Annotated in this window: 15 protein-coding genes and 2 pseudogenes; 8 read left to right on the top strand and 9 right to left on the bottom strand. The window is 38.6% G+C overall.

What is annotated here, in order from left to right; genetic code table 11:
* Nucleotides 1–101: 101 nt before the first annotated feature.
* Nucleotides 102–1,250, top strand: a pseudogene (locus tag OQE68_RS11505) (UPF0149 family protein); the annotation flags it as partial.
* Between the two features lie 147 nt (nucleotides 1,251–1,397).
* Nucleotides 1,398–1,478, top strand: a pseudogene (locus tag OQE68_RS31110) (SEC-C metal-binding domain-containing protein); the annotation flags it as partial.
* A 69-nt stretch (nucleotides 1,479–1,547) separates the two neighbouring features.
* Here the strand turns inward: OQE68_RS31110 and OQE68_RS11500 are convergent.
* The 3 genes from OQE68_RS11500 to OQE68_RS11490 all read right to left on the bottom strand — a co-directional run bounded on the left by OQE68_RS11500 (nucleotide 1,548) and on the right by OQE68_RS11490 (nucleotide 3,791).
* Nucleotides 1,548–2,930: a DUF6880 family protein gene (locus tag OQE68_RS11500; protein ID WP_180571362.1), complete on the bottom strand. Its 1,383-nt coding sequence runs from the start codon at nucleotides 2,928–2,930 to the stop codon at nucleotides 1,548–1,550.
* Between the two features lie 199 nt (nucleotides 2,931–3,129).
* The gene (locus OQE68_RS11495) at nucleotides 3,130–3,477 is read right to left on the bottom strand and encodes a hypothetical protein (RefSeq protein ID WP_180571361.1); all 348 of its coding nucleotides are present in this window, start codon (nucleotides 3,475–3,477) and stop codon (nucleotides 3,130–3,132) included.
* Nucleotides 3,477–3,791 (bottom strand): cupin domain-containing protein, encoded by a 315-nt coding sequence (locus OQE68_RS11490; protein WP_180571360.1) that lies wholly within the window; start codon nucleotides 3,789–3,791, stop codon nucleotides 3,477–3,479. Before OQE68_RS11490 ends, OQE68_RS11495 begins: the two co-directional genes overlap by 1 nt.
* Before the next feature lie 99 nt (nucleotides 3,792–3,890).
* Between OQE68_RS11490 and OQE68_RS11485 the strand changes: the two genes are divergently transcribed.
* Nucleotides 3,891–4,760: a LysR family transcriptional regulator gene (locus OQE68_RS11485; protein WP_180571359.1), complete on the top strand. Its 870-nt coding sequence runs from the start codon at nucleotides 3,891–3,893 to the stop codon at nucleotides 4,758–4,760.
* Between the two features lie 39 nt (nucleotides 4,761–4,799).
* On the opposite strand, the gene soxR is transcribed toward OQE68_RS11485, so the two are convergent.
* Nucleotides 4,800–5,243: a redox-sensitive transcriptional activator SoxR gene (gene soxR, locus OQE68_RS11480; RefSeq protein WP_180571358.1), complete on the bottom strand. Its 444-nt coding sequence runs from the start codon at nucleotides 5,241–5,243 to the stop codon at nucleotides 4,800–4,802.
* 101 nt (nucleotides 5,244–5,344) lie between these two features.
* Between soxR and OQE68_RS11475 the strand changes: the two genes are divergently transcribed.
* The 3 genes from OQE68_RS11475 to OQE68_RS11465 all read left to right on the top strand — a co-directional run bounded on the left by OQE68_RS11475 (nucleotide 5,345) and on the right by OQE68_RS11465 (nucleotide 7,568).
* The gene (locus OQE68_RS11475; protein ID WP_180571357.1) at nucleotides 5,345–5,761 is read left to right on the top strand and encodes a VOC family protein; all 417 of its coding nucleotides are present in this window, start codon (nucleotides 5,345–5,347) and stop codon (nucleotides 5,759–5,761) included.
* A gap of 41 nt (nucleotides 5,762–5,802) precedes the next feature.
* Nucleotides 5,803–6,366 (top strand): NADPH-dependent FMN reductase, encoded by a 564-nt coding sequence (locus tag OQE68_RS11470; protein ID WP_180571356.1) that lies wholly within the window; start codon nucleotides 5,803–5,805, stop codon nucleotides 6,364–6,366.
* Between the two features lie 143 nt (nucleotides 6,367–6,509).
* Nucleotides 6,510–7,568 (top strand): TRAP transporter substrate-binding protein, encoded by a 1,059-nt coding sequence (locus OQE68_RS11465; RefSeq protein WP_180571355.1) that lies wholly within the window; start codon nucleotides 6,510–6,512, stop codon nucleotides 7,566–7,568.
* A gap of 226 nt (nucleotides 7,569–7,794) precedes the next feature.
* Here OQE68_RS11465 and OQE68_RS11460 read toward each other — a convergent pair whose 3' ends face one another.
* Nucleotides 7,795–8,112 (bottom strand): antibiotic biosynthesis monooxygenase family protein, encoded by a 318-nt coding sequence (locus tag OQE68_RS11460; protein WP_180571354.1) that lies wholly within the window; start codon nucleotides 8,110–8,112, stop codon nucleotides 7,795–7,797.
* Nucleotides 8,109–8,474 carry an NIPSNAP family protein gene (locus OQE68_RS11455; protein ID WP_255491071.1) on the bottom strand — a complete coding sequence of 122 codons (366 nt, stop codon included), beginning with the start codon at nucleotides 8,472–8,474 and terminating at the stop codon, nucleotides 8,109–8,111. Before OQE68_RS11455 ends, OQE68_RS11460 begins: the two co-directional genes overlap by 4 nt.
* Before the next feature lie 99 nt (nucleotides 8,475–8,573).
* On the opposite strand from OQE68_RS11455, the gene OQE68_RS11450 reads away from it, so the two are divergent.
* Nucleotides 8,574–9,254 (top strand): ArsR/SmtB family transcription factor, encoded by a 681-nt coding sequence (locus OQE68_RS11450; protein ID WP_180571353.1) that lies wholly within the window; start codon nucleotides 8,574–8,576, stop codon nucleotides 9,252–9,254.
* A 28-nt stretch (nucleotides 9,255–9,282) separates the two neighbouring features.
* On the opposite strand, the gene OQE68_RS11445 is transcribed toward OQE68_RS11450, so the two are convergent.
* The 3 genes from OQE68_RS11445 to OQE68_RS11435 all read right to left on the bottom strand — a co-directional run bounded on the left by OQE68_RS11445 (nucleotide 9,283) and on the right by OQE68_RS11435 (nucleotide 11,221).
* Entirely contained in the window at nucleotides 9,283–10,008 is a 726-nt protein-coding gene (locus OQE68_RS11445; protein ID WP_180571352.1) for a GNAT family N-acetyltransferase, read from the bottom strand.
* 170 nt (nucleotides 10,009–10,178) lie between these two features.
* A complete protein-coding gene (locus OQE68_RS11440; RefSeq protein ID WP_180571351.1) occupies nucleotides 10,179–10,730 on the bottom strand; it encodes a DUF805 domain-containing protein in 552 nt (183 codons plus the stop codon).
* A 188-nt stretch (nucleotides 10,731–10,918) separates the two neighbouring features.
* Nucleotides 10,919–11,221: a DUF3144 domain-containing protein gene (locus OQE68_RS11435; protein ID WP_180572215.1), complete on the bottom strand. Its 303-nt coding sequence runs from the start codon at nucleotides 11,219–11,221 to the stop codon at nucleotides 10,919–10,921.
* Nucleotides 11,222–11,421: 200 nt separating this feature from the next.
* Between OQE68_RS11435 and tnpC the strand changes: the two genes are divergently transcribed.
* Complete coding sequence (gene tnpC, locus OQE68_RS11430) at nucleotides 11,422–13,086, top strand: IS66 family transposase (protein WP_266195626.1); 1,665 nt, start codon at nucleotides 11,422–11,424, stop codon at nucleotides 13,084–13,086.
* Nucleotides 13,087–13,092: the final 6 nt, after the last annotated feature.

Here is a 13,092-nt window from a genome sequence, read left to right as displayed (position 1 = left end):
TTTTTCTAACCTTCCATTGGAATTGCTCAACATAAACTGCAAAATAGAGTGATTGTTAAACGTTGATTAGTATTACCACCCTATTTAGGCTTATAAAACACATGACCACTACTAATACTGACATATTCAAAACAGATAACCCTAAAATCAAGTTGTTGCTCACAATGGGAGAACTTGAATTTGGGAATGAGTGGCCGGATTATATTGCTCAATATGGTTTTACTGCAGAAGATATTTCTGAACTGTTGTGTGTTTTTGAAAGTCAGCAGCTACTGGAGGTAAATGATGGGCCTGAAATGTGGGCGCAGGTTCATGCGTGGCGAGTTTTAGGGCAATTGCGGGCTGAGGAGGCTATCGAGCCAATTCTTAAGCAGCTTGAATCACTCACTGAAGATGATGATTTAGCGCTTGATGAGCTTAGTATAGTACTGGGCTTAATAGGCCCTGCTGCATTAGAACCACTACAACAATATTGGAATGAAGTGCATGAAGGCGAATTGTGTTATGAGGTAGTAGCTGATGCCTTAGCTAAAATTGTTGAGTTTAATCCAGACACGCTTGATCAGGTAATAGAAATCTATCGGCAATACTTACAAAAACCCATTGTTAGTTTTATTAGTTTAAATGGAATTTTGATAGGTAATATCCTTGACTTAAAGGCTGTTGAGCTAGTTGATGAAGTACACCAGCTGTTTCAGCTTGGCTGTGTCGATTTAACCATTTTAGGTGACTTTGAAGAAGTAGAGTTAGAATTAGGGTTGAGAGATAAACGTAAAACGCCACCATTAATGTGGAATGGTGAAGAACTGTTTATCTCAGAAAGAATAGAAAGTAACAAAAAGCTGGCAGAAATAGAAAAATGGCTGAAAAAATATGCAGATGGCGATGCCATTGACTCACTGTCAGAGTTAGATGGGTTTTTTACTGCAATCGCTTGTTCGCCCAAAGCCATTTTACCCTCAACCATGATGCCTGTGTTATGGGGCGGTCATGATAGTATGCCAGTTTTTGACTCCCATAAAGAGTCTGAACAGGTGGTTAAATCTTTATTCGATTACTATAACAAACTAATAGATAACCTTGAGTCAAAAAGATGGCAGCCCATCTTTAAACATTATAAAAATGATACAAATATAATATTGGTATTAGATTGGTGTAATGGTTTTTTACGTGGGAAACGTTTATGGGGAAACATACCATCAAATATGGCAGATTATGTGAGTGGTAATCTTGTTCCAATCCTTTATTGTATGGGGTCTAGTAATTTTCCTATTAATGCTCGGATAAAAATAGAGGAAGTTAAACATTTCCACAAAGCGATTGAAGAAGGTATAAAGAATGTCTATCAAATCATGCAACAGCATAGGGCGGTAGAAGGTGATGGATTAACTGTTGCACGAAAAGAGCCAAAAGTGGGCCGTAATGACCCTTGCCCATGTGGAAGTGGCAAGAAGTATAAGAAGTGTTGTGGCAGGTAATAGACCACTCGTTTTGGCTATATAAAATAGTATTCTTAAAAAAATAGGGTTATTGGATCGGCCCTATTTTTAGTCGCTTATCTTACTCCAAAAACTGCGTTTTCTACCATGTAGTTCTTGTAAGGTTTGATAATATTGCTCTGCTGTTTCTAACGATTGATAATTTTTAATTTGGTTATCTAGTTCGATAAGCTTTTTCATATAGCGAGCAGCATGACTATAAGCCTTGCTACGTGCATTATCGAGAATATCATTGGTTAATACTCGATAACAGGCAACAACTGCTAATAAGCAATGTTGTTTTTCAAACACTTTTACGTAATCGGTTAAACGACTATAGAAGGTACGTGCAAGCTCATCGAGTCGAGATAAAACTAGATTTTGTGCTTTTTCATATTGCTTTAAATAAAGTAATTTATCTACAGCAATATACAGGGTTTGACATTGCTCTGCCTCATCAACAGCTTTCGCTAATACAAGTTGTTTTTCTTCTTCGTGTAATAGTTCTATTAATTCATTAAGTGCTTCAGCTGTTTGAGTGGTTTGATAAATTTGTTCCCTCACTTCTCTCAGTTTGGGTTTATCATTCATTAACTCATACACTTTATTTAATAATTGAAGGCGAGTCAGCTCGTCTGCCTGCCATGGCTTATCAAGCCATTTAAGCGCTTTTTTGGGCTGATTAAACAGCACATATTGCTCAACAATACTTTTAATTTGCAGGGAGTTTGGCATAGCAGAGAGTAATAAGGTAGCGTGCTCGTAAAGTTCTGGGTCGGCCAAAGCCTCAGCTACTTGGTGCAACTTACTTGATAGTTTGATTAGCTCAAAAGTTGGTCTTGAAGTGGTGTTGCTGGTCCCCTCTTTTTTAAACTGTTGGCGTATTTCATTTTCATAACGCCAGGCTAATTGTTTCAACTGTTGTTCATTTAGCAAAATATGAGTGTTTGGCAGCAAAGCATCTAGCACTCCATAGTCTTCTTGAGCAACTAAGTCATAGATTTTAGTTAACCAGTCGATGCTCTCATTACCCCAGGCTTTAGCTGCTTTAAGCCATAATACATTTGCACGCAGAAACTCTCCGCCTACAACACCACCAGAGTCATCAACACGGTTCATGACAGAACCATGAATGAATAGCAACAAATCGGTTAGCTCAAAGGCATTTTTGGGGCTGTAAGGAAGGATTACTTGTTCAATATCATCAATAAGCGCCGCGAGTCTACTGGCTAGCTGAAAACTTTCTCCATACTCAATAAAGCGACGACCACGTTTAATTGATTGAATTTGACTCTTAACTTGTCGGGTAAGGCCCTCGGGGTTTGAACGCAAGGCTAGTGATTCTATTCTTAGGTCTAATGCCCGGTCTTCCCCAAGTAAACTGATGACAAAATCTGCCAGCTCTGTTGCGTTAAGCTGTTTTAGCTGGGCTATCAGCTGTTCCTTTTTCATGGGTGTACTCTATGTTTGGTGTACGCTTTTATTAATGACTCCTAAACTTCGAGTTATATGATACCTCACTGTTTCAGAATAAAAAGAAGCTAGCGCTGATAGTGGGCTTGAGACTGGTCACGAATTCTCCACCTTTGTTTTTGGTAATGCGTGTTAGTTTGATGGAGGTGGAAAAACAAGGTGGGTAGTAAACGATTTATTAAATATATAACCGCAAGGATAATAAAACCCCAACTAAAACAAAAATACACGAAACTATCGCTGTTAAGTTAAAATTAGTGTCGATCGCAATCAGGATAATAGCAACTGATTGAGAGCTTAGAATTAATAACAGTCTAAAATCCGCTACTTGGTCAAAACGTTGCTGGTTCAGTGTGGTTTGTAGCAAGTACATACCAAAAAAGCCAACTAATGTTGTTAATGTGATAATTGACCCTGCCAGCAAAAACTTGCCTTGATCCATAAGCTGACTACCAACAGGAACTCCCCATAAGTAGTGTGGCGACCATATTAAGGCAGCCAACACTACAACGACTAGATACAGCATTAGTTTTCCTCAAACCAAAACTCAATTTCTTCTGTATCTTCAACAAATCTTGCAGAGTGCATTTGGTGTTTTTTGACATGATACCAATCACCTGGCCCATACTCATGCTCTTGGCCGTCAATGGTTAGGTATAACCTACCACGAGTGATAATGCCGTAATTATCAGTGTCATGATCATGAGGCTCGACTTCTGTGCCAGCAGGATACATAGCAAATAATACATCGCATCCTTCTGCTGCTAGACGGAAGGCATCAAATCGACTGGAAAATGGTTCAAGTTGTTGAATTTTAGAAGGAAAGAGGATTTTTTTCATTAGAGTATCTCTAAGCTAAACACTTTTAGTTAGACTAAATGACTAAAAATGAATTATAAATAGCAAAATCTGAAACAACTTCTTTCATATTTGAATAACATGAATTGGGATGAACTCCGATTTTTTCTCGCTGTCGCTAACTTAGGTACGCTAAGCGCTGCAGCCTGTGCATTGCAGGTATCACAAGCGACGGTTTGGCGAAAAATATATAGCTTAGAACAGATGCTAAACGTGCGTTTATTTGATGCTAGCCGGTCTGGCTATACGATGACGGCTGCAGGGCTCCAACTTATTCCTTTGGCAGAGCAAATGGCATTGACTGCCTCAGAAATTAAGACTGCTGTCCAAGAAGGTGCTGAGTTGACTGGCACTGTTCGCTTGTCTGCCCCCGAGATTTTGGCTACTCAATTAGTGACAGACATTATATGCCCGTTAAATAAAGCGCACTCTTCTCTTAACGTAGAACTTTTTACGGCAAGCCCTCTAGCATCTTTGGTGGCACGTGATACAGACATAGCCATTTTGGTCAATAAGAGTACGCAAGAGCATCATATTTGTATTGCTGAGTACACACTGCCATTTGCTCTCTATGGCACACCTGACTATTTAACACAAAAAAAACAGCATCATGCTAATGAACTGCAGGATCACTTATTGATTGACTTTGAAGAAGGTGGAGAGCACCTCTCCCCTTTAGGTTGGTATAAAAAATCTTCTGGAATGATTCGGGTATTTCGTAGCAATAGCCCAAATGCACGTTTAGCCGCAGCAAAAAATAATATGGGGTTAGCTTTACTACCTTGTTGTTATGTAAAAAAGGAGAAAGGTTTAGTTAAAGTAATTAATGAAAAAGAAATAGGCGCATTAACAGTTTACCTTTATTTAAATAAAAAAAGGGAACGTCTGCCCCATGTTGTCGAACTGAGGCAGCGTTTAAAAATCAATTTACGACGTCTGTTGTTAGGTTAGTAGCTGGTTATTTTGAGCTGTAACCGTAAATTCTGTGTTTTATTGCTTTCTATCCAATATCACAGGTCCGCTACCTTCCTTAGCTAATTTATCATCTTCATTGTAAATTGGGCAGTTTTTCATCGATAAACATCCGCAGCCAATACAGCCTGTTAATGAATCTCGAAGTCGCTCCAGATAGGTAATACGTGCATTAATATCATCTCGCCAGCTGGTTGATAGTAACTGCCAGTCTTCTATTGTTGGGGTACGGCTATCTGGCAAACTAGCAAAGGCTTTTTTTATAGAGGCCAAGCTGATCCCCATTTTTTGAGCTGCTTTTATCACCGATATTCTACGTAATACATCTGGTTTGTAACGCCTTTGGTTACCAGCATTGCGCCAGCTACGGATTAATCCCTTCTCTTCATAAAAATGTAACGTACTAACCTTAATCCCGCATCGTTTGGCAACTTTACCAACGCTCCAAGTCGCTTGTTCCATAGGCCCTCCAAACTTTTTTTAAGGATAGTGAAAAAAATGCTTTACCTCAAGTTAACTTGAGGTTTTATTCTAAAGCTACTCAGCTCAAAGGAGAAAAAAGAATGTATCTTGAACATGTAAACCTAGTTGTATCTGATATCCCCAAAGTTTTGGTTTTTTATCAAGCAGCATTTCCCCATTGGAAAGTTCGTACCGAAGGTAGCGGCCATTGGAATGGTAAGCCTCGTAATTGGATACATTTTGGTGATGATTATTATTACATCGCATTTAGCGATCATGGTGAAGGGGAAAACAGGGACTTGGAAGGATATCAAGTTGGTCTCGCTCATTTTGCTTATGTCACTAATAATATTGAGGCCACCATTGATCGCCTGAAAAGTGCCGGTTTTGAAATATACAAAGATGGTGCAGAAGAACCCTACCGAAAGAATGTATATTTTCTCGATCCTGCAGGTTACGAAGTGGAGTTTGTTGAGTATTTAAGTGATTTACCAGAGCAAAGAAATCTAACAAGCTGAACGATTTGTTTTGGTTTTAGCTCTACCAACAAGGAAATGATATGAAAGTATTAGCATTTGCTGCAAGCAATAATAAAAACTCGATTAATCAACGGCTGGCGTTGTATGTAGCCAGCTTGATTGAAAATGCTGTAGTAGAGACACTGGATATTAATGATTACGAAATGCCAATATTTAGTGAGGAAAGAGAGAAACAGCTAGGACAACCCAAAGAAGCAAAAGCATTTTTTAACAAGTTTACCGAAGTAGATGCTATTATCGTTTCATTTGCTGAACACAATGGTAACTTTACGGCCGCTTTCAAAAATCTGTATGACTGGACTTCTCGAATCGATAAAGCCATGTTTGGTAATAAACCTACTCTTTTTCTTGCCACTTCACCGGGGCCTAGTGGTGCAAAAAGTGTTTTGGTAACAGCTGAGAAGTCAGCTTCATTTATGGGAGCAGATCTTAAAGGTAGTATTTCAATTCCCAACTTTTTTGAAAATTTTGACACTGAAAATAATCGTCTCATTAATCCTGTACTTAAAATCAAAATAAAACAAGCTGCAGCGCAACTGGTTGAGGCGACTACCCCTAATCAAATGTCGATAAATGCATATTAGTTATGTGCATTCTCTGTAAGAGCGAGTTATTACTTAAAGCATGTTAAATTTTATAGATCTGTTGAGAAATAATTTATCATATTTAGATAAAAGCAGCACTACTTGGCTATACTGTTATTTTGTATTACGAAAACTACTAACTGATGAGTTTTACTGTGCTTCGAAAAGTTGTAGGGGTAGTGTTGTTAAGCTATGGGCTTGTTGGCACAGGGTTGTCCGAGCCGATAAAAATTATTTGTAGCACAGATAACCCACAAGGTTCCTTACATGTAACTGCTCTTGAGAGGTTTGGTAGCCTTGTAAGCAAGTACTCTAATGGAAAGCTTGTTACCGAAATTCATTACCGAGGAAATCCTCAATATCCTGCTATCAGCGGGGAAGAAACCAACATGAATATGGTGATGTCAGGCTTAAGTCATCCTGATGGTAACAAGATTATTCATGCAACTGTTATTGCATCAGGGAATGCCTCACTTAAGGCATACATATTAGAGTTTTTAATGCTTCCTTATATTTTTCCAGAAATAGAGTCAGCCAAAAAGTTATTTAGAAGTCAGTTCATGACAGAAGAAATTAATAATATGCTTGCTGAGAAGCATAATGTTAGAGCTATTGGCTGGTTGATTGGTGGCTACCGTCATATGACTAACTCAAAGAGAAAGGTAACTCGTTTAGAGCAAATTAAAGGGCTAATCATTAGAACTCCGCGCAATAGACTGATGAGAGACACTTATTTAGCATTTGGCGCAACAGTAAAAACACTAAATTGGGCTGATACATTTGAAGCGCTAAAACAAAGGCAAATAGACGGTCAGGAAAACCCTTATAATGTTATCTATTACTCGAAGTTTTGGGATGCTCACCAGAAATTTGTGACTAATAATGGTCCATTTTTATGGGTTGGACCAATTTTAATGAATGAGAAATTTTATAAAAACCTACCTGAAAATCTTCAAGCTGCAATAAGTAAAGCTGGCTTGGAAGCTGCTGAGTATGAGTGGGAATGGGTAATTAAAAGAAATAACTCATTTAAACAAGAACTCATAAAAAATGGAATGCAGGTTGATGATTTAGAAGATAAACAAAAATGGATTAACGTTGCAAAAAATATTTGGCAAAAGCAGTATAAATATATTGGTTATGGTAACTACTCACAAGGAAAAGCTGTAGTTGAAAATGTATTAAGGGTTATTAAAGACTGAATAATATGCTCTTCGTTGTGAGTATACCCTTCACAAATGGCCTCTAGGTTTTGTTATCGTCGCTTGACCACCAAGGATGGTGGGAATGCAGTTCATGCATGGAGCATTTAACTGCCTTCCCTCCAATCACCTATTATTTATAGGCTCATGGAGTTTCGTCACTTGATGGCAGCACCTAAAAACCATTCGCATTGGGTATATATACATTTTTAAAAATTGCTCTACATTATAACTTCTGTGGGCAAGTACTTCCGTAGTCACGAACGACTTTTGCAACTCGTAACCTATAATTATTAAACAAGTAATTTTTACCTTTTTCTTGAGCTAAAAGGTGTTCACTTTGATTTTTCCAAGCTTTGATTGATTCTTCGCTTTCCCAGAATGATAGTGAAAGAAAGCGACTTGGCTCAGATAAGCTATTAAAGCGTTCAACGGAAATAAAGCCTTCTATATTGGTCAAGCTTGCTTTTAGTTCATTTGCAATAGAAAAATACTCTGCCTTTTCTTCACATTTTAGTTCTACCTCAAAAATAACAGCTATCATAAACTGGCCTTTGCTAGTCGGTGGTAAGTTTCAGGCACAACTTTTAAGAAACTCCGCTTTTCAGAAATGATAAGTTTTTCTTGCTCTGCAAAGTGAAAGTTTGCTTTTCCATTTTTATCTTCTTTAAGTATGGCTCTATATTTTTCGTAATCAGCCAAACTGTTGAATGTTATCAGGCCATATGCAATATCATTAGAGCCTTCATGTGGCAAGAAATAACCTATTAACTCTCCACCACAACTGGGAATGATTTTACCCCAGTTTTCGGCATACTCTTGAAATTTATCAAGTTTAAAAGAGTTTATTTTATACTCAATAAAGCAAGTTATACTCATTACTATTGTTTCCTTTTGGTTTTTCAAGCAGTCTAACAAGCTGTAATGGTATTGCTTCGATAGGCATCGAACTATAGTCTTCCTTTTGAGTATATGCTCATCACAAAGGTAATAGGTATAGATCAAATGGGGCCTGATATTTCATTTATCGCCAGCTTGATTGGTGACTCTGCTCGTGCACGAATGTTGATTGCACTCATGGGAGGAAAGGCATTAACAGCCACAGAGTTATCTTTAGAGGCTGATATTACTCCTCAAACAGCCAGTAGCCACTTATCCAAATTAGTGGAAGGCAAACTAGTAGTGGTGAGAAAGCAAGGGAGGCATAAATACTTTCAATTACAAGGTGTAGAGGTTGCAGAGCTTTTAGAGCAATTGCTAAATATTTCATCAGTAAACCAGCATTCAAAGATAAGCACAGGCCCCAGTGACAACAGGCTAAGAAATGCTCGTGTTTGCTATGACCACTTAGCAGGTGAGCTTGGTGTGATGCTATATGACTCACTACTCGCTAATGACAAGATTACTGAAAATAACGATGTGGCTGCGTTAACGGCTGGTGGGAGGACGTTTTTCGGTAGCTTAGGGGTAAATTTTAACCAGTTTGATAAAGCCAAACGCCCTTTATGTAAGTCTTGTCTCGACTGGAGCGAGCGGCGCAGTCACTTGGCGGGAAGTATAGGGCAGTGGGTGTTAACTGATATTTTTAGTAAAGGTTGGGCAATTAAAGACCTAGATACAAGAGCTGTCCAGTTTACACAACATGGCTTGAAGCAGTTTTGTAAGTTATATACCCTTCGTGAATGATATACCTTTTACTCCAAGCCAAAAAGCGTTAGTTTGAAGATAACGCTTTTCTCATTTCAACAAATGAAACCTTATCTTTAAACTCATCCTTCACTTTTTCTAGCCACTCGGCTTCTCTGGGGATCTCTTTACCCGTAAGTTCGTAGCCTTTTTTATGATAATAATTGATCAATTTGTCGGCACATTTAACCACTAGAATATGCATCTGGTCATGCCCTTTTTGCTGAGCATCTGTTTCGACTTTGTCTATAAGCTTATCTGCTAGCTTTTTGCCTCGGTAGCTGTCATCAATACAGAGTAAACCAAAATAAGCTTTATCTTTATCATAAGTAAAATGTCGTTGAATACAACCTGCTATTTTTTGCTTTTCATTATCCATTAATACAAGAATATCCGACTGATTGGCTGCCTGGTCAAGTTCTTGTTCATTTTGAAATCTTATGTGAGTTTCGTTCATGTAGTAACTATGAGATTCACCCCAGATTTTATTCAAAAATGAAAATAGCTTTGATTTATCAATATCTTGATAAGATAAAAACGAAAAACCAGTTGTTAATTTTAGCTTTGAAGTTAGATCATTTGTAGCTTGGACTAAGGCTTGTGAGGGTTGATAAAATACATTTGTAGCATTAGTTTGCTGAGGCGTAACTAATTGTATCTGACGTCCATTATGAATGTTTTGAGCCGTTGATGATTGACATTGTGCTGGTGTGGATATAGTTGTACTTTGCTTTGAAGCAGTAATAGGCAACATCAGTGCTTTCCCTAAACTGTATAGAGTTACTTTGGCTATGCTATTTTATTAAAGTTAATACCTACCACCATACACTAATATGGTGGTGGCAAAGCTATCACAGAGAATAATAACCGTCAAAAACCACTAAAAAAGTAATGACTTACAATCAATAAATTTTAACTAGACAGTTAGCGTATAGCATTCGCAATTCCAGCAATAAAACCAATGATAACACAAAAAATAATCAATCCGGCGAATAACCATGCAATCACTTTATGCCAAGTTGGACTAGGTATAACCTCGGCTCCCCATCTGTTTGCTCCTTCTGTTCCTTTAGCAAAAAGCAGATAAAGATATAAAAAGAATCCTACAACGGGTATTGCCATTAGTAGAGTAAGCCAGCCAGTTTTATTTAGATCATGGCAACGTCGTATGCTAATGGTGATAAAATAGACTAATGATACAAGGCAAACTGCAATATATAAAAAAATAGAAAAGCCTCCCATTGCCATGGCAGCACCAGAAGAACCTCCACTAAGAGCTGCTATGATAGATATAGGAATAAAAGCGAAAAGTGAGATAAAGGCAGTAGCAAAAGAAAAAAGAAAATTGTAAACAAAGTATCTAAGTCTATTGATTCTTCCTTTATAGCCAAAAAACTTGGGAATAACACTCACCTCTTCTGTCTTTGATATTACATTTGTTTTTGGCGATAAATAAGGGTTTTGTTGAGAACTCATAACTACTCCGAACAATAAACTACACAGGTTGCTTAATTTGGGGGGATTATAGCTAAGAAAAACGTGTTCCCTCGGCAACCATGCAATAGTAGAAATATTTTAAGCATCGATGCAGGGTTTCCAAGGGAATATGGTCTACTTTAGGCTTCAACTGAGCAGACTAAGGCAATTATTCAAGTAAGCTCCTCCTAATATTGACTTCTTTGTTTTTCAATGTTGTTACTGTAGTTTTTAATATATTCATCAATGTTTTCAACAAGCATTTTTTCATATTGCTCTTTAAAATATTTTACTGCTTCTGGTTTTTCCGCTTTTAATTCTTCAATGTTCCTGACTGACGAGGCTACAATAAAAGCATTAAATCTAGCTGCAGCGAAAAGTAGAGATAAGCTTACACTTTCATTTGCTGTACTGTCACATTGAGTGTTAGCAAGACTAATTATTTCGTCTGCTCGCTTGAAGAATTCATGATCTTTAGTGTAGTTGCTCATATAATTTGCTCACTAGCTTTTAATAAACATCAGTATGATGTACCCGTTGCGGCCTTATTTTGACTGAAACCTCTACCCCTTTAAAGCTCACGACTATAACAGTAAATAACTTACACATTATACGATTAATATCGTCTATTCAATCACCTATCCGCTCTAGTACGCTGCTCACATCTAGTTGACAGCCGTTTATCGTTGTAATGAAATCACCCAAAATTGAGACACTAACCGTCGAAGGCTTTGAACAATTACGCCTGGCCATTGAGCAGTCAAATTTAACAGAGGCACACAAGATTTTAGTTATCGGTGTATTGGAGCTGTGTTTATGGCTTCAGGAACAACTGACATTCTCCAAAATCAGTATTAACAACCTTAAAAAAGCATTTGGTATCCAGTCAGAGAAACGTTCTCGCAGTAAAAAGCCACCCACTGAATCTGATGAGCCATCTATTGAAAGTAACGTCAGTCAGGATAATGATACCAATAAGGCTGACAACAGCCAGCCTAAGTCAAGTGCCAATACGACAGATAAACCTAAATGCCCTGGTCATGGTCGATTACCTGCCAGTGCTTATACCGCCGCTGAAACCGTTGAACTGAGTCATCCTGACTATACAGCAGGTGATCCTTGTCCTACTCAATGTGGCGGTAGGCTCTATCAAATCAAGAAGCCTGGTGTCTTTGTCCGAATTGAGGGTGGGCAACTATTCAATGCCATTCGCTATGAGCGACAACGGTTACGTTGTGGGTTATGCGGTGAGCTCTATACAACACCGTTGCCTGCTGGTATCAATATCACTGAGAAATATGATGAGCGAGCCAAGGCGATGGTTGCTGTTTTAAAATACCAAATAGGCCTTCCCCTGTATAGACTTGCTCAGTGGCAACAACAGACGGGAGCTCCTATCCCTGATACGACTCAATGGGGGTTGTGTGTTGATGTTCACCAAGTCGCGACTTATGTTTTTAATGCCTGCATCATTTTAGGGGCACAAAGCCCTTTATTCTTTCAGGATGATACGACAGTCAAAGTGCAATCAGTAATGACGGGTAAGGAGGTGAATCCTGATAAGCCAGATAAAAAAGGCACATTTACTACCGGTCTGGTAGCGGATCATCAAGGTCATCCTATCTATTTATTTTTCTCCGGCCTCAAAAATGCGGGGCAAAACCTAACCGATGTATTAAATAAGCGGGAGGAGGATTTACCTATCCCGTTTCAAGCTTGCGATGCCTTATCTCAGAATAATGTTGATAAAGCCTTAGAAACCATTGTCTGTCACTGTATTGTACACGGTCGCAGAAAATTTGTTGAGCTTGAAGCCGATTATCCTGATCAGGCTACACTCGTCTTGGATACGGTTGGGCAAGTTTATGCTAACGAAGCTCACTGCAAAAAGCATACACTATCCCCTGAAGACCGACTGGCTTTCCATCAGGAAAGAAGCAAGCCATTGATGGAAGAAATGAAGCAGTGGATGGAGCAGCAATTGGCGGTAGAAGAGCCTAAAACGCCCTTAGCGAAAAGCTACCGCTACTGGCTTAAACGCTGGGACACATTGACTCGGTTTTTAACCCACGTCGGTGCACCGTTGGATACCAATACAGTTGAGCGTGCTTTGAAGCTGGCTATCCGTATTCGGAAAAGCAGCTTATTCCACAAAACCCTCAATGGTGCCAAAGTGGGTAGTGAATTAATGAGTGTTATCCATACTGCTTTAAAGAATGGTATTAACCCCATTGATTATTTAACGGCATTACAGCAACACCAAGCGCAAGTAAAACAAGACCCATTTGCTTGGTTGCCCTGGAATTACCAACAAACATTACAAGCACTGGTAGAGGAAACTCCACTCGCCGCATAATATTCA

It is taken from the genome of Spartinivicinus marinus (assembly GCF_026309355.1).
Taxonomy (GTDB): domain Bacteria; phylum Pseudomonadota; class Gammaproteobacteria; order Pseudomonadales; family Zooshikellaceae; genus Spartinivicinus; species Spartinivicinus marinus.
The sequence above is the reverse complement of the archived record's forward strand: the minus strand, read 5'-3'. Positions and strand labels throughout refer to the sequence as shown.

Excerpts from the sequence above, each read along its gene's own strand:
- OQE68_RS11435 (WP_180572215.1), bottom strand. The coding sequence starts at position 11,221 with ATGAGCAACTACACTAAAGATCATGAATTCTTCAAGCGAGCAGACGAA.
- soxR (WP_180571358.1), bottom strand. The coding sequence starts at position 5,243 with ATGGAACAAGCGACTTGGAGCGTTGGTAAAGTTGCCAAACGATGCGGG.
- OQE68_RS11465 (WP_180571355.1), top strand. The coding sequence starts at position 6,510 with ATGAGTTTTACTGTGCTTCGAAAAGTTGTAGGGGTAGTGTTGTTAAGC.
- OQE68_RS11440 (WP_180571351.1), bottom strand. The coding sequence starts at position 10,730 with ATGAGTTCTCAACAAAACCCTTATTTATCGCCAAAAACAAATGTAATA.
- OQE68_RS11445 (WP_180571352.1), bottom strand. The coding sequence starts at position 10,008 with ATGTTGCCTATTACTGCTTCAAAGCAAAGTACAACTATATCCACACCA.
- OQE68_RS11460 (WP_180571354.1), bottom strand. The coding sequence starts at position 8,112 with ATGATAGCTGTTATTTTTGAGGTAGAACTAAAATGTGAAGAAAAGGCA.
- OQE68_RS11475 (WP_180571357.1), top strand. The coding sequence starts at position 5,345 with ATGTATCTTGAACATGTAAACCTAGTTGTATCTGATATCCCCAAAGTT.
- tnpC (WP_266195626.1), top strand. The coding sequence starts at position 11,422 with ATGAAATCACCCAAAATTGAGACACTAACCGTCGAAGGCTTTGAACAA.
- OQE68_RS11470 (WP_180571356.1), top strand. The coding sequence starts at position 5,803 with ATGAAAGTATTAGCATTTGCTGCAAGCAATAATAAAAACTCGATTAAT.
- OQE68_RS11450 (WP_180571353.1), top strand. The coding sequence starts at position 8,574 with ATGGGGCCTGATATTTCATTTATCGCCAGCTTGATTGGTGACTCTGCT.
- OQE68_RS11490 (WP_180571360.1), bottom strand. The coding sequence starts at position 3,791 with ATGAAAAAAATCCTCTTTCCTTCTAAAATTCAACAACTTGAACCATTT.
- OQE68_RS11495 (WP_180571361.1), bottom strand. The coding sequence starts at position 3,477 with ATGCTGTATCTAGTCGTTGTAGTGTTGGCTGCCTTAATATGGTCGCCA.
- OQE68_RS11485 (WP_180571359.1), top strand. The coding sequence starts at position 3,891 with ATGAATTGGGATGAACTCCGATTTTTTCTCGCTGTCGCTAACTTAGGT.
- OQE68_RS11500 (WP_180571362.1), bottom strand. The coding sequence starts at position 2,930 with ATGAAAAAGGAACAGCTGATAGCCCAGCTAAAACAGCTTAACGCAACA.